The organism is Gordonia metallireducens (assembly GCF_021245825.1).
Lineage (GTDB): Bacteria > Actinomycetota > Actinomycetes > Mycobacteriales > Mycobacteriaceae > Gordonia > Gordonia namibiensis.
The window spans coordinates 1-25,482 of sequence record NZ_JAJQJP010000048.1 but is presented as its reverse complement, the minus strand read 5'-3'; the positions used below and the strand labels follow the sequence as shown (position 1 = coordinate 25,482).

At 68.5% G+C, this 25,482-nt stretch carries 17 protein-coding genes, 1 pseudogene and 1 riboswitch; of the genes and pseudogenes, 9 read left to right on the top strand and 9 right to left on the bottom strand.

The annotated features are described in order from the left end of the window. Together LQD00_RS18855 and LQD00_RS18850 are read left to right on the top strand one after the other, a co-directional pair. Nucleotides 1–368: pseudogene (locus LQD00_RS18855) on the top strand (hypothetical protein); the annotation flags it as partial. Further along, the gene (locus tag LQD00_RS18850; protein ID WP_232718764.1) at nt 362–802 is read left to right on the top strand and encodes a hypothetical protein; all 441 of its coding nucleotides are present in this window, start codon (nt 362–364) and stop codon (nt 800–802) included. The pseudogene LQD00_RS18855 and the gene LQD00_RS18850, both read left to right, overlap by 7 nt. Nucleotides 803–821: 19 nt before the next feature. On the opposite strand, the gene glpK is transcribed toward LQD00_RS18850, so the two are convergent. After that, nucleotides 822–2,309: a glycerol kinase GlpK gene (glpK, locus tag LQD00_RS18845; RefSeq protein ID WP_232718765.1), complete on the bottom strand. Its 1,488-nt coding sequence runs from the start codon at nt 2,307–2,309 to the stop codon at nt 822–824. A 75-nt stretch (nt 2,310–2,384) separates the two neighbouring features. Between glpK and glpD the strand changes: the two genes are divergently transcribed. Beyond that, nucleotides 2,385–4,127 (top strand): glycerol-3-phosphate dehydrogenase, encoded by a 1,743-nt coding sequence (gene glpD / locus LQD00_RS18840; protein WP_232718763.1) that lies wholly within the window; start codon nt 2,385–2,387, stop codon nt 4,125–4,127. A gap of 116 nt (nt 4,128–4,243) precedes the next feature. Continuing rightward, complete coding sequence (locus LQD00_RS18835) at nt 4,244–4,666, top strand: pyridoxamine 5'-phosphate oxidase family protein (RefSeq protein ID WP_232718762.1); 423 nt, start codon at nt 4,244–4,246, stop codon at nt 4,664–4,666. An 84-nt stretch (nt 4,667–4,750) separates the two neighbouring features. Here the strand turns inward: LQD00_RS18835 and LQD00_RS18830 are convergent, their stop codons facing one another. Together LQD00_RS18830 and LQD00_RS18825 are read right to left on the bottom strand one after the other, a co-directional pair. After that, nucleotides 4,751–5,542: a DNA-formamidopyrimidine glycosylase family protein gene (locus tag LQD00_RS18830; protein ID WP_232718761.1), complete on the bottom strand. Its 792-nt coding sequence runs from the start codon at nt 5,540–5,542 to the stop codon at nt 4,751–4,753. Beyond that, a complete protein-coding gene (locus tag LQD00_RS18825; RefSeq protein WP_232718760.1) occupies nt 5,535–10,169 on the bottom strand; it encodes an ATP-dependent helicase in 4,635 nt (1,544 codons plus the stop codon). The genes LQD00_RS18830 and LQD00_RS18825 overlap by 8 nt, the downstream gene beginning before the upstream one ends. 10 nt (nt 10,170–10,179) lie before the next feature. Further along, a riboswitch (cobalamin riboswitch) is annotated at nt 10,180–10,358 on the top strand. A gap of 36 nt (nt 10,359–10,394) precedes the next feature. On the opposite strand from LQD00_RS18825, the gene LQD00_RS18820 reads away from it, so the two are divergent. From LQD00_RS18820 to LQD00_RS18805, 4 genes are all read left to right on the top strand, one after another. Beyond that, complete coding sequence (locus LQD00_RS18820) at nt 10,395–10,628, top strand: CbtB domain-containing protein (protein WP_232718756.1); 234 nt, start codon at nt 10,395–10,397, stop codon at nt 10,626–10,628. 34 nt (nt 10,629–10,662) lie between these two features. Continuing rightward, nucleotides 10,663–11,490, top strand: coding sequence for a CbtA family protein (locus LQD00_RS18815; RefSeq protein ID WP_232718754.1), 828 nt, complete (start codon nt 10,663–10,665; stop codon nt 11,488–11,490). 12 nt (nt 11,491–11,502) lie between these two features. Then, nucleotides 11,503–12,000 (top strand): histidine phosphatase family protein, encoded by a 498-nt coding sequence (locus tag LQD00_RS18810; protein WP_232718752.1) that lies wholly within the window; start codon nt 11,503–11,505, stop codon nt 11,998–12,000. A gap of 113 nt (nt 12,001–12,113) precedes the next feature. Next, the gene (locus LQD00_RS18805; protein ID WP_039880074.1) at nt 12,114–13,340 is read left to right on the top strand and encodes an acyl-CoA dehydrogenase family protein; all 1,227 of its coding nucleotides are present in this window, start codon (nt 12,114–12,116) and stop codon (nt 13,338–13,340) included. A gap of 72 nt (nt 13,341–13,412) precedes the next feature. Here the strand turns inward: LQD00_RS18805 and LQD00_RS18800 are convergent, their stop codons facing one another. The 6 genes from LQD00_RS18800 to LQD00_RS18775 all read right to left on the bottom strand — a co-directional run bounded on the left by LQD00_RS18800 (nt 13,413) and on the right by LQD00_RS18775 (nt 21,489). Beyond that, nucleotides 13,413–13,838, bottom strand: a complete 426-nt coding sequence (locus tag LQD00_RS18800; protein WP_232718750.1) for a DUF7144 family membrane protein — start codon at nt 13,836–13,838, stop codon at nt 13,413–13,415. 185 nt (nt 13,839–14,023) lie between these two features. Next, a complete protein-coding gene (locus LQD00_RS18795; protein ID WP_232718749.1) occupies nt 14,024–16,807 on the bottom strand; it encodes a molybdopterin-dependent oxidoreductase in 2,784 nt (927 codons plus the stop codon). A 4-nt stretch (nt 16,808–16,811) separates the two neighbouring features. Then, the gene (locus LQD00_RS18790; protein WP_232718743.1) at nt 16,812–17,624 is read right to left on the bottom strand and encodes an FAD binding domain-containing protein; all 813 of its coding nucleotides are present in this window, start codon (nt 17,622–17,624) and stop codon (nt 16,812–16,814) included. After that, the gene (locus LQD00_RS18785; protein ID WP_232718739.1) at nt 17,624–18,979 is read right to left on the bottom strand and encodes an 8-oxoguanine deaminase; all 1,356 of its coding nucleotides are present in this window, start codon (nt 18,977–18,979) and stop codon (nt 17,624–17,626) included. The genes LQD00_RS18790 and LQD00_RS18785 overlap by 1 nt, the downstream gene beginning before the upstream one ends. An 87-nt stretch (nt 18,980–19,066) precedes the next feature. Further along, complete coding sequence (locus LQD00_RS18780) at nt 19,067–20,569, bottom strand: MFS transporter (protein WP_232718737.1); 1,503 nt, start codon at nt 20,567–20,569, stop codon at nt 19,067–19,069. A 119-nt stretch (nt 20,570–20,688) separates the two neighbouring features. Then, nucleotides 20,689–21,489: an SGNH/GDSL hydrolase family protein gene (locus tag LQD00_RS18775; protein ID WP_232718736.1), complete on the bottom strand. Its 801-nt coding sequence runs from the start codon at nt 21,487–21,489 to the stop codon at nt 20,689–20,691. 423 nt (nt 21,490–21,912) lie between these two features. Here LQD00_RS18775 and LQD00_RS18770 point away from each other — a divergent pair, with 423 nt between their 5' ends. Continuing rightward, on the top strand, nt 21,913–25,302 hold the full coding sequence (locus LQD00_RS18770; protein ID WP_232718735.1) for a pyruvate carboxylase: 3,390 nt from the start codon (nt 21,913–21,915) through the stop codon (nt 25,300–25,302). Nucleotides 25,303–25,482 lie beyond the last annotated feature (180 nt).

The following is a 25,482-nucleotide window of genomic DNA, read 5'->3' as shown; positions in this document are numbered from 1 at the left end:
CGGCATCGACGCCGCCCGCCGCGAGCACCGCGTCACCGCGTGCCGGGATCACCCCACCGGTGGGCCCGGCCGGCGCGCCGCCGATGGGCCGCCGGCCCGGGGCCGAGAACGACGACCAGCACAAGGCTGCGCCCTATCTGCACAACCGGGAGCACGGCGCGGAGATCGTCGGCGATCTGCCGCTCGTCGGGCCGCCGGTCATCGGCGACTGGATTCCCAGAGGGGCTTCGGCCCCGTCCGAGACCCCTGCCTTCCGGCCCGCGCCGGGGGAGGCGCTCACCCTGCCGGATCGTTCGTCGGACACCTTCGACGCGGGTACCGGCGGCGGCGACACATCGTTGCCGGACACGCGGGGTCGAACATGTTGAGCCGGGTCGACCGGCTGCCCGGGGGTGTCGCCCGGCTCGCCTCTGCCGTACCGGACGAGGACATCACCCGGTGTCTGCACCTCCTCGTCGCGACGGTGATGGACGTGACGGGTGCGTCGACGCCCGAGGTCCGCGACGTGATCCGGCAGTGGCGCCAGCAGGGCAGCGCCGACCCGGCGGGCGTGGGTGCGTTGAGAGTCGTTGCCGCGCAACATGACTTCGACTCGTTCGCGCATCAGCGCCGCGGCGACGTCGGCGCCCAGCTCGACTGCTTCCGGCGTGCCCGGGCCCTCGACTGCGTCCTCGCGGCCATGTCGGTGACGACGACGGCCGAGGCACCGCGAACGGCCCTACGAGAGGCGGCCTACGAGGCTGCCGCGGCCCTCGGCGGCAGCGCGGGCGTCGTCGGTGTCCTCGCCGACTTCGTCGCCTGAGTCACGCCGAAAGCATGGGTCACGCCAGGCCGAAGCTGTGCTCGACGGCGCGGTTCCACTCGGCGTACAGGCGGTCCCGTTCCTCTTCGGCCATCGTGGGCTTCCACCGCTTGTCCTCGGCCCAGTTGGCGCGGATCTCGTCCTCGCTCTCCCAGTACCCCACGGCCAGGCCGGCGGCGTAGGCCGCACCCAGCGCGGTGGTCTCGTTGACCACGGGACGCACCACGGGGACGTCGAGGATGTCGGCCTGGAACTGCATCAGCAGCTCGTTGACCACCATCCCGCCGTCGACCTTGAGTGTGGACAGTTCCATGCCGGCGTCGGCCTGCATCGCCTCGATTACCTCGCGGGTCTGGAAGGCGCTGGCCTCCAATGCCGCCCGGGCCAGGTGGCCCTTGTTGACGAAACGGGTCAGGCCGACGATCACGCCGCGGGCATCCGAGCGCCAGCGCGGTGCGAACAGACCGGAGAACGCCGGGACGAAGTACGCGCCGCCGTTGTCGTCGACCTCCGCGGCGAGCTTCTCGACATCCGACGCCACCGGGAAGAGGCCGAGATTGTCGCGCAGCCACTGGATGAGCGACCCGGTCACGGCGATCGATCCCTCGAGCGCGTACCGCGTCTGCTGGTCACCGATGCGATAGCAGACCGTCGTCAGCAGGCCGTGCTCGCTGAACACCGGCTCGGTGCCGGTGTTGAGCAACAGGAAGTTCCCGGTCCCGTAGGTGTTCTTGGCCTCGCCGGGGTTCAGGCAGGCCTGACCGAAGGTGGCGGCCTGCTGATCGCCGAGGATGCCGGTCAGCGGGACGTCGGGCAGTGGGCCGTTCCCGCGCAGCGATCCGAATTCGCCGGACGAGCTGCGGATCTCGGGCAGCATGGACATCGGGATGCCCATCGCCTCGCAGATCTCCTCATCCCAGCTCAACGTCCGCAGATCCATGAGCATGGTGCGTGAGGCGTTGGTGACGTCGGTGACGTGCTGCCCGCCGTCGACACCACCGGTCATGTTCCATGCGATCCAGGAATCCATTGTGCCGAAGCACAATTCACCGGCCTCGGCGCGTTCGCGCAGACCGTCGACGTGGTCGAGCAGCCAGCGGACCTTCGGGCCGGCGAAGTAGGTGGACAACGGCAGACCGGTGCGTTCGCGGAAGCGGTCGACGCCGACGTCACCGGCGAGTTCTTCGCACACGTCGCTGGTGCGGGTGTCCTGCCAGACGATCGCGTTGTGGACCGGCTTCCCGGACTCGCGGTCCCAGATCACCGTCGTCTCGCGCTGATTGGTGATGCCGCAGGCGACGATGTCCTTGGCGGTCAGCTCGGCCGAGGCCAGCGCGGCGGCACCCACGCGGCGGGTGTTGCGCCAGATCTCGGCGGCGTCGTGTTCGACCCAGCCTGCCCGCGGGAAGATCTGTTCGTGTTCGAGTTGTTCGACGCCGACGACGCGCCCCTTGTGGTCGAAGATCATCGCCCGGGTGGAGGTGGTGCCCTGGTCGATCGCCGCCACGTATTTGCCTGAACTGCCCACGCCGTCAGTGTCGCACGCTGTGGTGCGGCCCGAGATCAATTAGGCTCGGCGAACATGAACACCGAGTTCAACCCGGACCGGCCGGCGGACATGGGCCCGCTCTACCGAGCCGAAGCGTGGCGACGTCTCGGTGAGGAACAGTTCGACGTCGTCGTGATCGGCGGCGGGGTGGTCGGCGTGGGTGCCGCACTCGACGCCGCCACGCGCGGTCTGCGGGTGGCGCTGGTCGAGGCCCGCGACATCGCCTCGGGGACGTCGAGCCGGTCGTCGAAGATGTTCCACGGCGGCCTGCGCTACCTGGAGCAACTCGAATTCGGGCTGGTGCGTGAGGCACTCAAGGAGCGCGAGCTCTCGCTGCGACTGCTGGCCCCGCACCTGGTGAAACCCCTGCCGTTTCTCTATCCGCTGACGCAGCGGGTCTGGGAGCGCCCGTACGTCGCGGCGGGAATCTTCCTCTACGACCGCATGGGCGGCGCGAAATCGGTGCCCGGGCAGAAGCATGTGACCCGCTCGGGTGCCCTGCGCGTGGCCCCCGCGCTCAAACGCAGCTCGCTCATCGGCGGAATCCGGTACTACGACACGGTTGTCGACGACGCGCGGCACAGCCTCACGGTGGCCCGCACCGCGGCCAACTACGGCGCGGTCATCCGCACCTCGACGCAGGTGACCGGTTTCCTCCGCGAATCCGACCGTGTCCTCGGGGTCCGCGTGCGCGACACCGAGAACGGCGACGTCACCGAGGTGCGCGCCCACTGCGTCATCAACGCCGCCGGAGTGTGGACCGACGAGGTGCAGGCATTGTCCAAGCAGCGCGGACACTTCAAGGTGCGCGCGTCGAAGGGCGTGCACATCGTGGTCCCGCGCGACCGGATCGTCAGCGAGACCGCGATCATCCTGCGCACGGCCAACTCGGTGCTGTTCGTCATCCCGTGGGAGACGCACTGGATCATCGGCACCACCGACACCGACTGGAACCTCGACCTCGCGCATCCGGCCGCCACCCGGGCCGACATCGACTACATCCTCGAACGCGTCAACGAGGTGCTGGTCACCAAGCTGAACCACGACGACATCGAAGGCGTCTACGCCGGCCTGCGCCCGCTGCTGGCAGGTGAGGACGACGAGACGTCGAAGCTCTCGCGCGAGCACGCCGTCGCCACAGTTGCGCCGGGTCTGGTGTCGATCGCGGGCGGCAAGTACACCACCTACCGGGTCATGGCCGCCGACGCCGTCGACGCCTGCAACGACTTCATCCCCACCCGGGTGGCGCCGTCGATCACCGAGCGGGTGCCGCTGCTCGGTGCGGACGGCTACTTCGCCCTGATCAACCAGTGCGAGCACCTCGGGCAGCGATACGGCCTGCACCCGTACCGGATTCGGCGGCTCCTCAACCGCTACGGCTCGCTCATCGACGACGTGCTCTACTACGCCCAGGAAGACCGTTCGCTGCTCGCGCCGCTGGCCGCCGCCCCGCAGTACCTGCGCGTCGAGGTGGTGTACGCCGCGATCGACGAGGCCGCCCTGCATCTCGAGGACGTCCTGGCCCGGCGGACCCGGATCGCGATCGAGTACTCACACCGCGGCGTCGACTGCGCCGACGAGGTCGCCGACCTCCTCGCCCCGATCCTGGACTGGACCACCGAGCAGCGCGACTTCGAGGTCGCGACCTACATCGCCCGGGTCGAAGCCGAGGTGGCCTCGCAGCAGCAGCCCGACGACGACTCCGCCGACGCGCTGCGCGCCGCCGCCCCCGAGGCGCGGTCGGAGATCCTGGAACCGGTGCCCGTCCCCGAGTGAGATCGTCGGACCCACCGGTTCGGTGACATTGTGTCCCGGACAGGTGGGTCGTTGGTCTCTGTTCGATCCCACTGTCCCGCGGCAGGATCGAGAGTGGGGGAGAGAAGGGACTGGTCATGACAGAGACTCCGGTTCAGGTCCTCGGCCCGCACGAGGCGTGGGAACTGCTCGGCTCCGCCGAGTTGGGTCGTATCGCGTTGAGCGTCAACGGTTCACCCGATATCTTCCCCGTCAACTATCATGCCGCGGACGGCAAGATCACCCTGCGCACCGGCGAGGGGACGAAGCTCTCCGAACTCGTCGTGAACGACCGGGCGGCGTTCGAGACCGACGCCCACACCGACACCGGCGGCTGGAGCGTCGTCGCCAAGGGAACGGCCCGCATCCTGACGTCGTTCGGCGACATCGAGGCGGCCGACAAGCTGCCCCTGCGTCCGTGGATCGCGACGGTGAAATACAACTACGTGGAGATCGCCGTCGACGAGATCACCGCGCGCCGCTTCGAGTTCGGTCCCGAGCCCGAGCGGTATCCCGTCTGACGCCGCTTCGCAAACCCACCCTTTTTCGGCAAACCCAGCACCCGGGCAGGTGCTGGGTTTGCCGAGGAAGGGTGGGTTTGCGTGTCAGGTCTGGCAGCGCGGGCACCAGTAGATGGATCGATCTCCGCCGGTCGACGGGATCTCGCCGCGTCTGATGATCGTCGCGCACCGGCGGCACAGTTGTCCCTTGCGGCCGTACACCCACATTCGTCCGTTGGGTGACGTCTGGCCGGTGGTCGTCCGGGCCGAGCGCATCCGGTTGGCCCACAACAGGCGTCGGCTGAGGTCGACCATCGGACCGAGATCCACCTCGCCGACCGGGCGTGTAGGGAGAACGCCACGGAGATAACAGATCTCGCTGCGGAAGACGTTGCCGACGCCGGCCATCAGCCGTTGGTCGAGGAGTGCCGCGCCGATGGTCTGCTCCGGGTCGGCGGCGAGGCGTCGGATCGCCTCCTCGCGGTCGAAGTCGTCGGCCAGCAGGTCCGGGCCCAGGTAGGCGAGGGCAGCGTCCGGGTCGGCGAGCAGTTCGAGCGTGCCGAGGTCGAAGCCGACCGCCTCGGTGTCGTCGGTGCGGAGGACGGCGCGCGCCTGATAGGCGGGGCGGCGCCACTTCTGGCCCCGGCGATGGACGTGCCAGACACCTTCCATCTTGAGATGCGAATGGATGCTGAGCGCGTCGCCCGCACCGGGCTCACTCTCGCCGACGTCGATGAGCAGATGCTTGCCCCGCGACCGGACGGAGACGACGGTCCGTCCCGACAGGTCCGACGTCGCCAGCGACGGTATACGGAACTGCGTCGAGGTGAGGGTGTGTCCCGCCAACCCTTGACGCAGCCGGGCGGCCGCGGCGAAGACGGTGTCGCCCTCAGGCATGGGTTCCGTACCGGAGTCGGATGCCGCGCGGGGTCGTGGCGAAACCGGCCTCGACGAGGACCTTGCCGAAATCGGTGGCGCGCACCGGCTCCGAGTCGATCTGGTCGATCGTCAGCCGGGAGATCCGGCCGGCGCGTACCAGGGCCACCAGCGCACCGGCGGCGGATTCCAGCGACGGGATCGAGTCGGTGAACGTCAGCAGCGTCTTGCCGCCCCGCTCGACGAAGCACACGAGGTCGCCGTCGACGAGCACCACCAGGGCACCAGGCTTGCGGCCCGGGCGGTGTCCGGCGTCGGCGTCGCGGGATCGTGGCCACTCCAACGCCGCACCGTACGGGTTGGCCGGGTCGGTGGCGGCGAGGATGGTCGCCTCGCGCGGTGGCTTGCGGTCGGGGAGAGCGTGACGCCGCAACTCGTCGACGGTGGCCGGGGAGGCGAACTGTGCGCCGCCGAGACCGTCGACGTAGTAGCCGCGGCGGACCTGGCCGTTGTCCTCGAAGACGGTGAGTGCCTTGTAGACCCGGGCGAAACCGCCGGTCACCTCTTCGGCGACGACGCTGCCGCGCGTGATCACTCCGTAGCGCGTGAGCAGTTGGTCGCACAGGGCCTGTGTGGCAATGGTCGAGTCGATCTCGGGTCGGTCCAGCGCGAACCAACGCCCGCTCGCGGTCGGCGACACCGGCGGTCCGGATGCGTGCTCGGTCAGGTATCGCGCGGACAGGCGGCCGGCGCGGAGCCGGGGTGCCCGACCCCGGGCGCGGTGCGCGGGCGCCGACCGTGGCGTCGTCGGGTTGCGCCGCGGATGCAGCAGTGCACGGACGGGCGCGAACGTGTCGTTGCTGACCTGTCCCGCCCAGACCAGGTCCCAGAGCGCCGACTCGATGTCCGCGGCCGGCGTCGTGGTACCGGTGCTGATGTCCCCGGCGATCTGCGGGAATCTCAGTGCACCACCGGGTTGCAGCGCGGTGGTGATCGCGTCGTGCACGGTCGTGGTGTCGATCGTGTCGGCCTCGGCGATGGTGAAGGCGGCGACGTCGGCCGGGTGCAGGGCCACCCAACCGTCGGCGTTGCCGATGCGGCCGTGCCCCGACCACACGACCTCGCCACTGCTCAGCAGTTCGTCGAGCATGGACGGGGCGTAATCGGAGACACGCGCGGGCAGGATCAACGACTCCCAGGCCGACGCCGGCAGCGGGTACCCGGCCAACTGGTCGATGACGGTCGCGACGCCGTCGATCCCGCGCAGCTGGGTGCCGGGCGAACCGTGCTGCCATTCCACGAGGAAGCGGGTGAGCACCTCGGTGCCGACCGGCGCGACCTCGGCCCGGCTCGCCGCGAGCGACCCGCGCCGGATCTGACCGAGGACGTCGGTGTGACACCACTGGGTGGTCGGTGACGCGCCCTGAGCCGGATCGGCGGTGCCGGTCTCGGGCAGGAAATCGCCTTCGACGACGCGCCGTTCCGTGGCCAGGCGGGCCAGGGTGTCGCGGACGACCGCGGTGGCGATCCCAAGGGACGCCGCCGCGTCGGTGACGGTGAACGGCCCGTGGGTGCGGGCGTAGCGCCCGATGAGATCGCCCACCGGGTCGGGTACCGGCTCGAGGTAGGCGGCCGGGATGCCCATCGGCGCCGGGACCCCGAGGGCGTCGCGCAGCCGTGCGGTGTCGTCGATAGATGCCCACAGCGCGCGCCGGTTGTGGTTGATCGAGATGATCTGTCCGCTGCGGTGCAGGTCGGCCAGCACATCGGCCACTGCTGCTTCTCCCCGGTATCGTTCCCCCACCTCTTCGGTGGTCAGGGGTCCGAGCCAGCGGAGCAGGTCGACCACGTCCTCGGCGTCACGCGCCTGCCGCTCGGGGGACAGACGTTGCAGGCGGGCGATGACCTCGGCGATGACCCCGGGGTCGAGCAGTTCGCGGAGATCCACCCGGCCGAGCAGTTGTGCGAGGAGGCTGGTGTCGAGGGACAGTGCAGCCGCCCGGCGTTCGGCGAGTGGAGCGTCGTCGGCGTACATGAAGGCGCCGACGTAGCCGAACAGCAGCGACGCCGCGAACGGCGACGGACTCGGGGTCTCGGTCTCCACGACGCGAATGCGGCGTGACCGGATGCGGCCGAGCAGATCGAGCAGTGCCGGGAGGTCGTACACGTCCTGCAGGCACTCGCGAACCGCCTCGAGCACGATCGGGAAGTCCGGGAACTTCGATGCGACGGAGAGCAATTGGGCGCTGCGCTGGCGCTGCTGCCAGAGCGGCGCGCGCCGGCCGGGATCGCGCCGCGGCAGAAGCAGTGCGCGAGCGGCACATTCGCGGAACCGTGACGCGAACATCGACGAGTCGGCGAGGCCGTCGGTGACGAGCTGCTCGACCTCGTCGGGATCGAGGAGGAATACGTCGGCACCCGGGGGAGCGTCGTCGGTGTCGGGGAGACGCAGGATGATCCCGTCGTCGGACGCGGTGGTGGCGCCCTCGATGCCCAGCGTCGCGAGGAGTCGCTGGGAGATGGCGCTCGCCCACGGCGCGTGGACGCGCAGGCCGTAAGGCGAGTGCAGGATGACGCGCCAGTCGCCGAGTTCGTCGCGGAACCGTTCGACGACGAGCGTCCGGTCGGTGGGGAGGTGACCGGTCGCCTCGCGCTGCTCGGCGATGAGGGTGGCGAGGTTGGTGCGGGCGTTCTCGGTGAGTCCCAACCGTTCGGCATGGGTGTCGAGCTTGCCGGGATCGGCGATGGCCCCGGTGAACGCACCGATCGCCGCACCCAGTTCGGCGGGCCGCCCGATGGCGTCGCCGATCCAGAACGGCAGCCGGCCGGGTTGCCCGAAAGCCGGCGACACCAGGACGCGGTCGTGGGTGATGTCCTCGATGCGCCAGCTGGTCGCGCCGAGGGCGAACACGTCGCCGACCCGCGACTCGTAGACCATCTCCTCGTCGAGTTCGCCTACGCGCGTTGACTTCTCGCCGACCATGAAGACGCCGAAGAGCCCGCGGTCGGGGATCGAGCCGCCGGAGGTCACGGCGAGTCGTTGGGCGCCTCGGCGTCCCGTGATCACGCCCGCGTCGCGGTCCCAGTTGACCCGCGGCCGCAGTTCGGCGAACTCGTCGGAGGGGAAGCGCCCGGCGATGAGGTCGAGGGTCGCGTCGAAGACCCCGCGCCCGAGATCGCGGTAGGGCGCCGCGCGGCGCACGACCTCGTACCAGTGGTCGACCTCGAGATCGTCGACGGCGGCGGCTGCGATGGTCTGCTGCGCGAGGATGTCGAGGGGGTTCTGGGGAACCTTGATCTCCTCGATCGCGCCGTCGAGCATGCGGCCGACGGTGACCGTGCAGTGCAGCAGGTCGGTGCGGTGTTTGGGGTAGAGGATGCCCTGGCTGATCTCGCCGACCTGGTGGCCGGCGCGACCGATGCGCTGCAGGCCGCTGGCCACCGACGGCGGGGCCTCGACCTGGATCACCAGATCGACTGCTCCCATGTCGATGCCGAGTTCGAGCGAGCTGGTCGCCACGACGCAGGACAGGCGACCGGCCTTGAGGTCGTCCTCGATCTGCGCGCGCTGCTCCTTGCTCACCGAGCCGTGGTGCGCCCGCGCGAGGACGGCCTCGGCACCGGAACTCGCACCGCTACCCATCACGAATGCGGGAGCCCCACCCGCGACCGTCGGGTTGGCGGTGGCCTCGGTCGTGACGCCCTGCCGCTCCGCGTGGATCTCGTTGAGCCGAGCGGTCAGTTTCTCGGCGAGGCGCCGGGAGTTCGCGAACACGATGGTCGCCCGGTTGGCCTCGATCTGGTCGACGATCGACGCCTCCACGTACGGCCACAGCGACCCGGCCGTGGGGGAGAAGGCGTCGTCGAGCTCGGCGGAGTCCGCACCCTCGGGGCCGGGTGCCGGCGGGATGTTCGCCATGTCCTCGACCGGCACGTCGACGCGGAGATCGAAGGTCTTGTCGGCCTTGGGCTTGACCACCTGGCAGGGCGCCGACCCGGAGAGGAACCCGGCGACCACCTCGGGCGGCCGGACGGTCGCCGACAGTCCGATCCGCTGCGCGGGCTTGTCGAGCAGCTCGTCGAGGCGTTCGAGGGTGAGTGCGAGGTGTGTGCCGCGTTTGGTCGCGGCGACCGCGTGGACCTCGTCGACGATGATCGCCTCCACGTCGGTGAGGCTCTCCCGTGCCGCGGAGGTCAGCATGAGGTACAGCGACTCCGGCGTGGTGATCAGGATGTCGGGCGGGGTCTTCACCAGCGCGCGGCGGTCGGCGGCCGAGGTGTCGCCGGAGCGGACGCCGACCGTGATGTTCGGTTCGGGGAGGTTGAGTTCCTGCGCCGCGCGCGTGATCCCGGTGAGCGGTGCGCGCAGGTTGCGCTCGACGTCGACGGCGAGGGCCTTGAGCGGCGAGATGTAGACGACCTTGGTGCCCGGACGGCGCTCACCGGGGTCGGCGGCGAGTCGGTCGAGCGCCCACAGGAATGCCGCGAGGGTCTTGCCGGAGCCGGTCGGGGCGATGACGAGGGTGTTCGCTCCGTCGGCGATCGAGGTCCAGGCGCCCTTCTGGGCTGCGGTCGGCTTGGTGAACGCTCCCGTGAACCATCGCCGGGTGGGGGCGGTGAATCGATCGAGAACAGAGGGGCGGGGCATCTATCCACTATGTCTCACATGTGTGACAGGTCGGGGTATACAGTCGACACACGCCTGTACGGGGAATCCGGTGAGAATCCGGAACGGTCGCGCCACTGTGAACGCCGACTCGGGGACGCGGTCGAGGGATTCGACGGTGCCCCAGAGAAGACGTGAGTCAGGATGCCGTGCCGGCGGTATCTGATCCACAACTCTCCGACGCGAGATCGGCGAAAGGACAATCCCATGACGGGTCCCCGTACGTCCGAAGCAGTCAAACCCTCTCCGCGCGCCCTGGCGGTACCGAATCTCTCGGTCGCGAGCGCAGCGCTCTGGCTGAGCCTCACGGTCCTCCTGGCCGGGCTCGCCTACTACTTCCTCGGCTACGACCAGGGGGTCGTGTCGGTGTTCGGCGAGAACACCTATGTGCACGAGTTCGTGCACGACTCCCGCCACTTCCTCGGCTTTCCCTGCCACTGAGTCGGCCTGACCGAAGAGGTAGGGACAAGTTCACATGGAGAAGAAATTCATCGGCGCAGGTCTGCTCTCGGGCCTGATCGCCGGAATCATCTCGTTCGTCTTCGCGCGGTTCTATCTCGAACCCGTGGTGTCGAAGGCCGTCGACTACGAGGGCGAGCGCTCGGAAGCCGAAGAGGCGCTGGCTCACGCAGCCGGCGGTCATTCACACGGCGAGGGTGGTGAGGTCTTCACCCGCGCGATGCAGGAGAACCTCGGCGCCGGAGTCGGCAACCTGGTGTTCGCCCTGTGCATGGGGGCGTTCTTCGCAGTTGCCTTCACCGTGCTGTGGAGCCACCTGGGCAATCGGTATCCGGCCGTCGACGCCCGGGCGGTCGCCGGGGCCCTCGGGGCGATCGGTTTCGTCGCCGTCTTCGGTGTGCCGTTCTTCGCCTACCCGGCCAACCCGCCCGCGGTCGGGGACGACGACACGATCGGGGAACGGACGGGTGCATTCCTGACCGTCACCATCGTGTCGGTCGTGCTGATGATCGTGGCCGTCGTTCTCGCGCTGTGGCTGCGGCCGCGGATCGGCGGACTGGTGTCGGCCGTGGTGGGCGGCGCCGCGTACGTGATCGCGGTCGGCATCACCATCGCGCTGTTGCCGACGTTCAGCGAGGTGCCGGAGCCGGTGCGCAACGACGCCGGCCAGATCGTGTTCCCCGGCTTCCCCGCGGACGTCGTCGCCGACTTCCGCGTGTACACGATCACCAACCAGGTCATCCTCTGGACGGTGCTGACGGTGACCTTCGCGCTGGTCCTCGGCGCGATGGCGCGGTCGGAGAGCCCGGCCACCTCCCGGACGGTCGACGCCGCCCAGAGCTGAGCGCCTTGATTCATGCAGATCATCACCGCCGGGCGCACCGGTCCCAACCGATCGGTGCGCTTCGGCGGTGAAGCGCCCCTCGACGACCGCGGTCGCCGCGACATCGAAGCGTTGGCGGCGTCGGTCGTCGGGGCCCTGACCTTCTGTGGGCCGGAACCCGCGACACTCGAGAGCGTCCGGCTCCTGGGCGGTCGCCCCGAGATCGACGAGGAACTCCGCACGCTCGACGTCGGAACCTGGGCGGGATCGGCGCCCGAGGAGATCGATCCTCGCGAGCTGGCGGTCTTCTTCACCGACCCGGCGGCCCGGCCCCACGGCGGCGAGAGCGTCGAGGAGTTCGTGATGCGGGTGCACGACCGGCGCAACACCCTGAACGCCGACGTGGCGACGGTCGTCGTGGCGATGCCTGTTGCACAGGCACTTCTGTGTGACGACGCCGCGGGGTACTTCCGGGTCGAGGTCCGGCCGGCGACCTCCTACTTCTGGCCGGCCCCTGAGAATTCGCCCTGAAGAAACAGATCCGCGGGGACGTACCTAGACATCGCGAGTGACTCCTGACACAGTTGAGTCGGCAAAACTGAAACGTGTTCGCCCCCGGCGGGCACTGTCTGGGGAGAGTGACGATGTTCGAGTGGTCCGAAGAAGATCTGATGGTGCGGGACGCGTTGCGCGCGTTCATCGACAAGGAGATCCGACCACATCTCGACGAGCTCGAGTCCGGCGTGCTGCCTCCGTACGACATCACCCGCAAGCTGCTCTCGACCTTCGGGGTCGACGCGATGGCCAAGGACGCGCTCGAGAAGGAACTCGAGGCAGAGGCCAACGGGGAGAAGAAGAAATCGTCCGGCGACGGCGGCGGTATGAGCGGCTCGATGTTCATGATGGTCAACATCGAACTGGCAGGTGTGTGTCTGGGACTCGTCGCCTCGCTCGGTGTGAGCATGGGCCTGACCGCCTCGACGATCCGCGGCAAGGGCACGCTCGCACAGAAGAAGCGCTGGCTGCCCGAGCTGGTCACCATGGAGAAGGTCGGCGCCTGGGCGATCACCGAACCCGACTCGGGGTCCGACGCCCTCGGCGGCATGAAGACCACCGTTCGCCGCGACGGTGACGACTACATCCTCAACGGCCAGAAGACGTTCATCACCAACGGTCCGTACGCCGACACCATCGTCGTGTTCGCGAAGCTCGACGACGGCAGCGGCACCCCCATGCGTGACCGCAAGGTGCTGTCTTTCGTCCTCGACAAGGGCATGCCGGGCCTCACACAGGGCAAGCCGTTCAAGAAGATGGGCATGATGAGCTCGCCCACCGGTGAGCTGTTCTTCGACAACGTCCGGGTCGGCAAGGACCGTCTGCTCGGCGAGACCGAGGACACCGGTCAGGATTCGCGCGGTTCCGAAGGTGCCAAGGCCGGTTTCACCGCCGAACGCGTCGGAATCGCCGCGCTCTCGCTCGGCATCATCAACGAGGCCCAGCGCCTGTCGATCGACTACGCCAAGACGCGCAAGCTGTGGGGCCAGGAGATCGCCCAGTTCCAGCTCATCCAGCTCAAGCTCGCCGAGATGGAGATCGCCCGCATCAATGTGCAGAACATGCTCTTCAGTGCGATCGAGCGGGGCAAGGCGGGCAAGCCGCTGAGCCTCTCGGAGGCGTCGGCGATGAAGCTCTACTCGTCGAAGGCCGCCACCGACGTCGCGATGGAAGCCGTCCAGCTGTTCGGCGGCAACGGTTACATGGCCGAGTACCGGGTCGAGCAGCTCGCCCGAGATGCCAAGTCGCTCATGATCTATGCCGGCAGCAACGAGATCCAGGTGACCCACGTCGCCAAGGGACTCCTGCGCGGCTGACCTACGCGTTTCATCGCTCGAAACCGCGCTCAGAGCGGTTTCGAGCGATGAACTGGTTAGCGCCGGTCGGCGTCAGTACTCCGCTCTGGGATTCCAGGTCGAGACGGCCCAGATGACGACCACGTCGAGTGCGATGACCAGAATCGACCACCACGGGTAATAGGGCAGCCACAGGAAGTTCGCGATGATGGACAGGCCGGCGATCACGATGGCGGTGAACCGGGCCCAACCCGCCCCGCTGACGAGGCCGGCGCCGACGATGATCGCGATGGCGCCCAGCACGATGTGGATCCATCCCCACGTGGAGATATCGAATTTGTAGACGTATTCGATGCCGCGGACGAACACCTCGTCCTTGGCGACGGCGGCGATCCCCTGCGCGAGTTGGACGACTCCGACGACGATCAGGATGATCGCGGCGCCGATGGACGTCCCCGCGGCGATTCCCTGCTTGGCAGACAGGGTTCCGCGCTCTTCGCCTGGTGCAGTGTGTGTCATGACGCCCTCCTCTGGACTGTGGACAGTGAGGAGTGTGCGACTCGCCGAGAGGAATCGCAGGAATTCCGGAGAACTGTTCGGTATCTGGTCCCGAAATGAACTCTCAAATGAAATGAGTTGGGCGCCAACTCGTGAGGAAACGAGACCCGGGTTTACCGATCATTTGTCGGATGTTTGTCGCACCATTACGTCGGTTCTTTCGCAATGGCTTCGGGATGCGTGAGACGCCAGATCCGGTCCCTCGACATCGGCGTCTCGTACGGGCGGACATCGAGGGCCCGACGGATGGCGTTGGCCAGTGCGGGCGCCACCGGGTTGAAGGGTGACTCCGACATCGACTTCGCGCCGAAAGGACCGAGCTGGTCGGCGGTTTCGGCGAAGTACACCTCGGTGAACGGGATGTCCGCCATCTGGGGGACACGATAGGTGCGGAACACCTTGGTCACGGGTGATCCGTTCTCGAGCATGATCTCCTCGAAAAGGGCGGCGCCGATACCCTGTGCGACACCGCCTTCGACCTGACCGCGACACTGCTCGGGGTTCATCACGGTGCCGGCGTCGGAGGCGTGGACCGACTGCAGGATCGCGACGGTACCGGTCTCGGTGTCGACCGCCACCCGGAAGGCCTGCACATCGAATGCGATGGAACGCATCTCGCCCCGTTCCTCACCGATGGCGACGGCGCGCGGACCGTCCGGGAACCGCACGCGGTGGCGCTCGTCGACCGCGTCGATCAGTTCGCGGAATCCGATCAGCCGATCGCCGGCCACCGCACCGTCCGGACGCAGATCGACGCGTTCGGCATCGACGCCGGTGAGTCGGCGCGCGGCGTCGACGAGCGTGTCGCGCAGCGCGAGGGAGGCGCCGTACACAGCTTTTCCGGCGACGGTGGTACCCGCAGAGGCGAACGCCCCGGTGTCGTGTGGGACGGCGTCGGTGTCCCCGTGCCACAACGAGACCCGGCCCGGATCGGTCGACAGCGTCGAGGCGACGATCTGCGTGTGCACCGTCGTCGTACCGTTGCCGAACTCGCAGGTACCGACGCCGACATGGTAAGCGCCTGTGGAGTCGACGGCGACGGTGACATCGGCGAAATGACCGCGCGGGGCCATCGTTGCGATCGCGGAGATAGCCATCCCCTCACCGACCCGCCATCGCGGGGCGGGCGGGACGACGGCGCCGTTGCCGCGGCGCAGAGCGGATTCGGCGAGGTCGAGGCACTGGTCGAGACCGTAACTGCCGTACACCAGGTCGACCTCGGGGTCGGGGCGCGCGATGAGGAGCGGATCGCCGTCGGAGACGGCATTGCGTCGTCGGAGTTCGAAGGGGTCGATGCCGAGTCGGACCGCGAGTTCGTCCATCGCCGATTCGACCGCGAAGATCACCTGGCCCAGGCCGTACCCGCGGAAGGCGCCCGACGGCGGGTTGTTGGTGTAGACGGCCTCGGCGTCGATCCGCTTGACCGGGCAGTTGTACACCGAGACCGATTCGGCGCACGCATGGAACATGACGCCGATCGCGTGGTTGCCGTATGCGCCGGTGTCGGAGAGCATGTCCACACGGAGGGCGGTGAGCCGGCCGTCGTCGTCGGCGCCGAGATCCACGGTCACGCGCATGGGGTGGCGGTAGGTCGTCCGGGTCATCTCGTCGGTGCGGGTCATCTCGTACACGCAGGGTCGGCCGGTACGCAGGGTGGCGACCGCGGCGAGATCCTCGGTCAGCATCTCCTGTTTGCCGCCGAATCCGCCGCCGACGCGGCCGCTGAACACCCGGACCTTCTCGGGCGGAAGGTCGAGGAGTCGCGCGACTTCGTCGCGCACCAGGAACGGGACCTGCGTGCTCGTGCGGACCACCAGACGACCGGTGGCATCAGTCCAGGCGATCGAACCGTGGGTCTCCAACTGGGCGTGGCTGACCCGTCCGGTGCGCCAGGTTCCGTGCACGGTCGTCGACGACGCGGCGAGCGCTTCCTCGACGTCGCCGCCGAACCCTTCGTGGAAGGTCGCGACGATGTTCTGATCGGCCGCCACGACACGGTCTTCCGGGGTGCGGTCCGGATGGAGAACCGGGGCCCCGGGGGAGCGTGCCTCCTCGGGGTCGAAGACCGCGGGAAGCTCTTCGTAGTCGACGCGGATCAGCGCCGCGGCCTGTTCGGCGATCCCTGGGGTCGCCGCGACGACGGCAGCGACGCGTTGCCCGACGAAACGCACGATGGGATCGAAGACCAGTGTGTCGTCGGGATCTTCGAGGCGGTTCTGGTGGCGCCCCGTGGAAAACCTTGGCGTCGAGACGTTTTCGTGGGTCAGGATCGCCTCGACGCCGGGGAGGGCGGACGCGTCGCTGGTGTCGATGGACAAGATGCGTGCGTGTGCGTGCGGCGAACCGAGTAGGTGGATGTGCAGTGCACCCTCGACTGGGACGTCGAAGGTGTACGCCTCGGTGCCGGTCACGACGCGTCGGGCCGCCGGCGGGCACACCGAGGTGCCGACCCCTGCGCTGCTCTCGCCGTTCGTGCTCCCGCCTTGGTACGGCCCATCGGACGCCACGGCGTTTCCGATCGCGTCCCTGATGGAGCGATACCCGGTGCAGCGACAGATGTTTCCCTTCATCCGACGCGGCAGGTCGGGGAGGTCGTCCGGGGTGAGGGTCGAGGCGGTGACGATCATGCCTGCGGTGCAGAACCCGCACTGGAAGCCGAAGTTGTCCACGAAGGACTGCTGTACCGGGTGCAGGTCGTCGGGGGTGCCGAGGCCGGCGACCGTGGTCACCGACTTTCCGGCGATACGCTGTGCGGGGAAGATGCAGGAGTGCACGGGCTGTCCGTCGACGAGGACCGAACACGCACCGCAATCGCCTGCGTCGCAACCCTTCTTCACCTCGAAGTGGGCGCGCTGGCGCAGGAGCATCCGAAGGCATTGCCCAGCAGCCGGTTCGGCCTCGATCTTCTCGCCGTTGACCTCGAACTCCATCGTCCTACCCCGTCCCGTCGAGCTCGACGCGGATCTCGTCGGCGAGAACCGCCGACACCCCGCGGCGCCAGTCTGCCGATCCCAGCGGATCGGTGTAATAACCGGGGGCGGTGACGATGTCGTGACGCAACCGGTCCGCGGTCGGCGGGCGGGGATACCGCAGCACCGTGGGCCATTCGGTGGCAGCCGTGATCCCGTACACCGTCGTGCCGTCGGGATCGATGCGGCCGGTCACGACCGCACCCGAGCGGCCGAGGTCGGCCAGGGCGATCTTGCGGAACCCGGTGACGGCGGCGAGTGCGTGCGCGGGGAAGTCGACGGCCCGCAGGACCTCCCCGGGGCCGAGGACGTTGATGCCGTTGCCGATCACCAGATCGGCGACCGGGACGTCGCGATCGGCGCCCCCGGGATGCCAGATGTGTGCCGTCGCGTCGAGTGCCACGCCGAGGGAGACCATCGACGCCGCTGCGAAGGAACGGCAGATGTTGCCGCCGACCGTGGCCATGTTCCAGATCTTGAACGACGCGAGAAGGGCGTTCGCGCACTGGGCGAACAGCGGATGGGCGCGGAATCCGGGACGCGGCGGCAGCGCGACAAGTTCGGCGATGGTGCAGGTGGCGCCGATACGCAGACCGCCGTCGGGCAGGTCTTCGACCGACTGCCAACCCATTTCGCTGAGGTCGACGAGACCGGTGGTGGCCGGCTGGGGTTCGGAGAAGACCCACGTGCCGCCGGCGACGAGCTGCTCGCCGGGTGCCGGGAACACCTCGTCGCGCGAACGTGCGAATCGGTACTGGGTGACGGCGGTGAGATCCATCAGCGTGCCTTGTCGAGCAGGCGGCGGTGCTGCGTCGCGACGGCGGTGGTCATCTGTTCGGTGTCGATCGTGAGCAGGTCGCCGGCGGCGACCACCTGTCGGCCCTGTACCCACGACGCCTTGATCGGTGGGATCGCTCCCAGGACCAGCGCGGCCACCGGATCGTCGATGTCGCAGTGGGCGACGGTGGACAGATCCCACAGTACGAGGTCGGCGAGCTTCCCGGGTTCGATCGACCCGATCTCGTCCTCCCGGCCCAGCACCCGCGCACCGCCGCGGGTCGCGAGCTCGAGCGCGGTGCGGGTGGTCAACGCGGTCGGACCACCGCGCGCGCGAGCCATGAGGACGGCCTGATGCGCCTCCTCGAGCAGTCGTGCGGACTCGTTCGACGCCGCGCCGTCGACCCCGAGTCCGACGGGTACCCCGGCGTCGACGAGGTCCCGGGTGCGACAGATCCCGTTGCCCAGGCGGGCATTCGAGGTGGGGCAGTGGGCGATGCCGGTGGAGGTGGCCGCCAGGCGGGCGATCGCCGCATCGTCGAATTCCACTCCGTGCGCGAACCACACGTCGGGACCGACCCATCCGACCGACTCCATGTACTCCAGCGGCGTCGAACCGAAATGCTCGGCACAGTAGGTGTTCTCGTCGACGGATTCGGCGAGGTGCGTGTGCATGCGGACGCCGAGTTCGCGGGCCAGGACCGCTGATTCGCGAAGTAGGTCGGCGGTCACGGAGAACGGCGAACACGGCGCGAGCGCGATCCGCAGCATCGAGTCGCGGGACGGATCGTGCCACCGCGCAACGGCATCGGCACTGGCGGAGAGGATCTCGTCGATCGTCTGGACCACGGTGTCCGGTGGCAGTCCGCCGTCCTTCTCCGACAGGTCCATCGATCCGCGGGTGGGATGGAAACGCAGCCCGATCTCGCCGGCGGCGGCGATCTCGGCCCCGAGTAGATCGCCACCCTCGCGCGGGAACACATAGTGGTGGTCGGTGGTGGTCGTACATCCCGACAGCGCGAGTTGGGTCAGCCCGCCCAGGGCGGCGGCATGCAGGGCCTCTTCGTCGATCCCGGCCCAGATCGGGTAGAGCGTGGTGAGCCACTGGAACAGCGTGTGATCGGCCGCCAGCCCCCGCGTGATCCACTGGTAGAGGTGATGATGCGTGTTCACCAGCCCCGGCGTGAGGACGCATCCGCGGCCGTCGACACGGATGGCATCGCCGGCGTCGATCGGCTCGGTGGACACCGCGACGATCGTCGAACCCTCGACGAGCACCGACGCGCGGGGCAGCTCCCGACGCTGCGCGTCGACGGTGAGGACGGAGGCGTTCTCGATGAGCGTCGCTGAGGGCACGGCGTCACGCTACGTGGATCGGACGGCCCGCGCATCTCGATGTGCCGGTCGTTGCAGACGGGTGGCCGCGATCGGCGAGGTCCGGTGTCACACCTGGGTTTCGGTGAGTCCGCGCCGCGCCGGGATGGCCAGTGCGACCACCGTGGCGACCACGCAGGTGGCCAGCGCGATACCGGCGGCCCACAGGTAGCCGTCGCTCGCCGGAACCGCGATCGTCGAACCACCGGGGCCGGCGACGGCGATCATCGACCACGTCAGGAGCATGCCGACGACCGCGGATGCGGTGGAGGTGCCGATGATCCGCATCAGGGCGTTGACACCGTTCGACTCGCCGGTCTGCTCGACGCTCACCGACTGCATGATGAGTGCGGGCATCGCGGAGTAGGCGATGCCCAGGCCGGCGCCGATGCAGCAGGCGATGACCAGCATGTGGATCCAGGTGAGCGACCAGGGGCCGGTCAGACCCACGATGAAGACGATGTACCCGACGCCGATGATGACGCCACCGAGCGCGAGGGAGATCCGCGCGCCGAAGATGGCGTTGATCCGTCCGCTGATGTGCGAGAACACGAACATCACCAGACCGCTCGGCGCGAGGATCAGGCTCGCATGGACCATGTCGTAGCCGAAACCGTTGGGACTGTTGGTCGGCGCCATGAGCAACTGGATCGGGATGAGCTGCATCGCGTAGAAGGCGAAGCCGGTGGCGATCGAGGCCAGGTTGGTGAGGAGCAGAGGGCGCTCGCCGAGGATTCGGAGATCGATCAGCGGGTTGTCTCGACGGAGTTCGACGAATCCCCAGACGGCGAGTAGCACCACGAACCCGGCGAAGCAACCGAGGGTGAGCGGGTTGCCCCAGCCCCACACCGCGCCCTTCGACAGCGGCAGCAGGAGGCAGATCAGCACGCCGGTCAGCCCGACCGCGCCGAGGAAGTCGAAGCGCCCGCCCGATGAGGGCGTGGTCGACGGGAGGGTGAGAGCGACGCCCACCGCCGCAAGGGTCGACGCCGCCGCACAGGACCAGAACAGGGCGTGCCAGCTGACGTGCTGCGCGATCGCCGCGGCGAACGGCAGACCGAGGGCGCCGCCGATGCCGAGGGAGGCGCTCATCGTGCCGACGGCCGAGCCGAGGTAGCGCGCCGGGACGATGTCGCGCATGACACTGATCCCCAGGGCCACGATGCCGAACCCGAGGCCCTGGAGTCCGCGCCCGAGGATGAATACCGGGAGCGAGGTCGCGAGCGCACAGGCGACGGAGCCGAGTGCGACGAAGCCGAGGCTGCCCAGGATGGCGAGCCGTTTGCCGTACATGTCGCCGATCCGGCCGCCGATCGGGGTGGCGACGGCGCCCACCAGCAGGGTGATGGTGATGGCCCAGGTGGTGTTGGACGCGTCGGCCTTCAGCAGGGTCGGCAGCTGCGGGATGAGCGGGACGATGATCGTCTGCATCAGGGCGACGACGATGCCGGCCAGGCAGAGCACCGCGACCGCCGCACGGGGATGCGTGTGCTCGTCGCCCGCCGCCGCGGAGGTGTCGGGGTGCGGCTTCTCCTCGCCCTGCGATCCGTTCGTCTCGGTCCTGCTCGTCACTCGTTCATCCGGCCCGTCGTACTCATGTGTGGTTCACACCTCCGAACGGCCAGAGTATCCCGGCGTCCTCGGGAGAGAACGTTTGCGTCCCTTCCCGGGACCTTCGGGGCGTAGCGGTTTCAGCGGGCGAGCAGATCCGCGCCGGACACCAATTCGGGCCAGCGGGGCGTCACGCCGTCACCGGAGGAGATGCCGCGCACCCGCCGCATGATCCACGGCCCGAGGAAGGTGCGCGCCCACTCGGCGTTCTGTCGACGCTGTTCGCGACGGGTCAGTTCGGCGGCGGCCTCGAGCTCGACGGGGGTGATGTCGTGCTCCACACCGAGCAGATCGAGGACCTCGGCGGCCATGCGGGTGTGGCCCAGAGGAGACATGTGCAGGCGGTCGGTGTCCCACATGCGGTAATCGTCGTAACCCTTGAGTCGCCAGTAATCGAAGACGACGACGCCGTGCCGTTCGGCGACCTCGCGGAGCAGTTCGTTGTAGATGGCGATGCGGCCGCGCAGCTTGCGGAACACCGGGGCCCAGCCGGTGTCGTAGGCGGTGAAGACCACGACCGTGGCGCCCGTGGCGACCAGCTTGCCCAAGGCCTCGTCGTAGCGGGCGAGCAGCGCGTCGAGATCGATCGACGGGCGCATGATGTCGTTGCCGCCGGCGTAGAGGGTGACGAGGTCGGGGTTCATCGCGATCGCCTTGTCGAGTTGCTCGTCGATCACGGCGTCGAGCAGGCGGCCGCGGATCGCGAGGTTCGCGTAGGAGAAGTCTTCGTTCTGTGCGGCGAGCTGTTCGGCGACCCGATCGGCCCATCCACGCAGACCGTTGGGCCGGGTCGGGTCCGTGTCACCGACGCCTTCGGTGAACGAATCCCCGAGCGCGACGAAGCGTGTGAAGCCCACGGTGTTGACCTCCCGGTCTGTCATGACTGATCTGGGGTCGACGCTAGTTGTGGGCGACCCGCCGGGCCAAAGCCTGCGGCGTGGGTCACTGCCGCGCGGGACGGGCAGGCCGACCCGTATTGCGGAAATCGGACCGATTAATTCGCAATCCGGATTCCGGTACGAGCGAATTTCGACAGAGCGATCGGTCGGTATTCGACCGTATTTCGCGTTGGTGATCTCTCACCTTGCCCACCTGCGGTGAGAGCGTTACACAACGCCCGCGCAATCTGTTCCGGTTACTTTGTCCGGCAGTCTGTTTCGGTGCGATTCGGGGAGGTCGTGGGGGGTGCTCGGGGTGGGTTGCGGCGTGAGTAGGATCACGTGATGTACTTCATTGGTCCGTCAAGTGAACGGGCCGGCGACAATTCGACGAAAATGCCGCTGCGGGAGAAAAGGGAACACCCGATGTTCGACAAGGTTCTGGTTGCCAACCGAGGTGAGATCGCGATCCGTGCGTTCCGCGCCGCCTACGAGTTGGGGGCGCGCACGGTCGCGGTGTACCCGTACGAGGATCGCAACTCGGTGCATCGCCTGAAGGCCGACGAGTCGTATCAGATCGGTCTGCCGGGCCACCCCGTGCGCGCATACCTGTCGGTCGAGGAAGTGGTGTCCGCAGCGGTGCGGTGCGGCGCCGACGCGATCTACCCCGGCTACGGATTCCTGTCGGAGAACCAGGGCCTCGCCGCCGCCTGTGCCGAGGCCGGGATCACCTTCGTCGGGCCGAGTGCGGACATCCTGGAGATGACCGGCAACAAGGCCACCGCGGTGGCCGCGGCCAAGGCTGCGGGAATCCCCGTGCTGGCGAGTTCGGAGCCGTCGTCGGATCTCGACGAACTGCTCGCCGCGGCCGAGGACATGCACTTCCCGGTCTTCGTCAAGGCCGTCGCCGGCGGTGGCGGACGCGGCATGCGTCGCGTCGACGAGCGTGCCGACCTGGCCGAGGCGATCGCCGCCGCATCGCGTGAGGCGGAGTCGGCGTTCGGCGACGCGACGGTGTTCCTCGAGCAGGCCGTGGTCAACCCGCGCCACATCGAGGTACAGATCCTCGCCGACACCCATGGCAACGTCATCCACCTGTACGAGCGCGACTGCAGCCTGCAGCGTCGCCACCAGAAGGTCATCGAGCTCGCGCCGGCCCCCAACCTCTCGGACGAGCTGCGGGAGAAGATCTGTGCCGACGCGGTGGCCTTCGCCCGTCACATCGGTTACACCTGCGCGGGCACCGTCGAGTTCCTCCTCGACGAGCAGGGACGCCACGTGTTCATCGAGATGAACCCGCGCATCCAGGTCGAGCACACCGTCACCGAGGAGATCACCGACGTCGACCTGGTGAGCTCGCAGCTGCGCATCGCGGCGGGGGAGTCCCTCGACGATCTCGGTCTGTCGCAGGAGTCCATCCGTATCCGCGGCGCCGCGCTGCAGTGCCGCATCACCACCGAGGACCCGTCGAACGGCTTCCGCCCCGACGTGGGTCGGATCACCGCCTACCGCAGCCCGGGCGGCGCGGGTGTCCGCCTCGACGGCGGTGCCAACCTCGGTGCCGAGGTGAGCGGCCACTTCGACTCGATGCTGGTCAAACTGACGTGTCGTGGACGGGATTTCCCGACCGCGGTGCGCCGTGCCCGGCGCGCGGTCGCCGAGTTCCGCATCCGCGGTGTGGCGACCAACATCCCGTTCCTGCAGGCCGTGCTCGACGATCCGGACTTCCGTGCCGGTCGGGTCACCACCTCGTTCATCGACGAGCGCCCGGGTCTGCTGACCCAGCGCGTGTCGGCCGACCGCGGTACCAAGATCCTGTCGTACCTCGCCGACGTGACGGTCAACAAGCCGCACGGTGAGCGGCCGACCACGGTGTACCCGCGGGACAAGCTGCCCACCGTCGAGCGCGCCGTGCTCGCGTCGCCGAAAGACGGTTCGCGGCAGCGTCTTCTGCAGCTCGGACCGGAAGGATTCGCCCGCGATCTGCGGGAGAACCCGCGTCTGGGCATCACCGACACCACCTTCCGTGACGCACACCAATCGCTGCTCGCGACCCGCGTGCGCACCACGGGTCTGGTCAACGTCGCGCCCTACGTCGCGGCACTGACGCCGGAACTGCTGTCGGTGGAGTGCTGGGGCGGCGCGACCTACGATGTGGCGCTGCGCTTCCTGAAGGAGGATCCGTGGGATCGCCTGGCGCAGTTGCGTGAGGCGATGCCGAACATCTGCCTGCAGATGCTGCTGCGCGGCGCCAACACCGTCGGATACACGCCGTACCCGACCAAGGTCACCACGGCCTTCGTCGAAGAGGCCACCGACGTCGGCATCGACATCTTCCGGATCTTCGACGCGCTCAACAACATCGACGCGATGCGTCCGGCGATCGACGCGGTCCGTGAGACGGGGACCGCGGTGGCCGAGGTGGCGATGAGCTACACCGGTGACCTGTCGTCGCCGTCGGAGGACCTGTACACCCTCGACTACTACCTGCGTCTGGCCGAGCAGATCGTCGAAGCCGGTGCCCATGTGCTCGCCATCAAGGACATGGCCGGTCTGTTGCGCGCCCCGGCGGCGACCAAGCTGGTCACGGCTCTGCGCAAGAACTTCGACCTGCCGATCCACGTGCACACCCACGACACCCCGGGTGGTCAGCTGGCCACCTACATGGCGGCCTGGCAGGCCGGTGCGGACGCGGTGGACGGTGCAAGTGCCGCGCTGGCCGGCACGACCAGTCAGCCCCCGTTGTCGGCGATCGTCGCGGCGACCGCGAACACCGACCGCGACAGCGGCATCGACCTGGCTCGCGTCTGCGACCTCGAGCCGTACTGGGAGGCGCTGCGAAAGGTCTACGCGCCGTTCGAGTCCGGGCTCCCGGCCCCGACCGGCCGCGTGTACTCGCACGAGATCCCCGGCGGTCAGCTGTCGAACCTGCGTCAACAGGCCATCTCGCTCGGTCTGGGCAACCGGTTCGAGGCCGTCGAGCAGGCCTACGCCGCAGCCGACTCGATGCTGGGTCGCCTGGTCAAGGTGACGCCGTCGTCGAAGGTCGTCGGTGATCTGGCGCTGGCACTGGTCGGTCGGGGGATCACCGCGTCGGACTTCGCCGCCGACCCGAGCTCCTACGACATCCCCGACTCGGTGATCGGATTCCTGCGCGGCGAACTCGGCGACCCGCCCGGTGGCTGGCCGGAGCCGTTGCGCAGCCTTGCGCTCGAGGGCCGCGCGCCGGCGCCGGAGATCAAGCAGCTGACCGCCGATGACGAGGCGATCCTGGACAAGCCCGGCCGCGACCGTCAGGTGCGTCTCAACCACCTGCTGTTCCCCGGCCCCGCCAAGGAGTTCGAGGAGCACTACGAGACCTACGGTGACACCTCGCGGCTGTCGGCGAACCAGTTCTTCTACGGTCTCCGGTACGGCGAGGAACACCGCGTCAACCTCGAGCCCGGCGTGGAACTGATGATCGGTCTCGAGGCAATCAGCGAACCGGACGAGAAGGGCATGCGCACCGTGATGTGCGTGCTCAACGGTCAGCTGCGTCCGATCGCGGTCCGCGACCACAGCATCGACTCCGCGGTTGCCAGCGCCGAGAAGGCCGATCGCGCCAATCCGAAGCACGTCGGGGCGCCGTTCGCGGGCGTCGTGTCGCTGTCGGTCGACGTGGGCGACGAGGTCGCCGTCGGCGCGACGATCGGCACCATCGAGGCGATGAAGATGGAGGCGGCCATCACCGCACCCGTCGGCGGCAAGGTCACGCGCGTCGCGATCGGCCCGGTCACCCAGGTGTCGCCGGGGGATCTGCTCATCGAGATCGGCTGACCTTCGGCCCCTTCCGCGGTTTCGCTCACGGGTTCCGTTCCCGCTCACCGAAACTGGGTGAGCGGGAACGGAAGTCGTGAGCGCTCAGGCGATGATCGTGTCAGCCCGTGACCGCGTCGTGGCGATCAGTTCCGCGTTGGGGGCGTCGACGGTGGCGATCCATGCGCGGGCCTCGGCTTC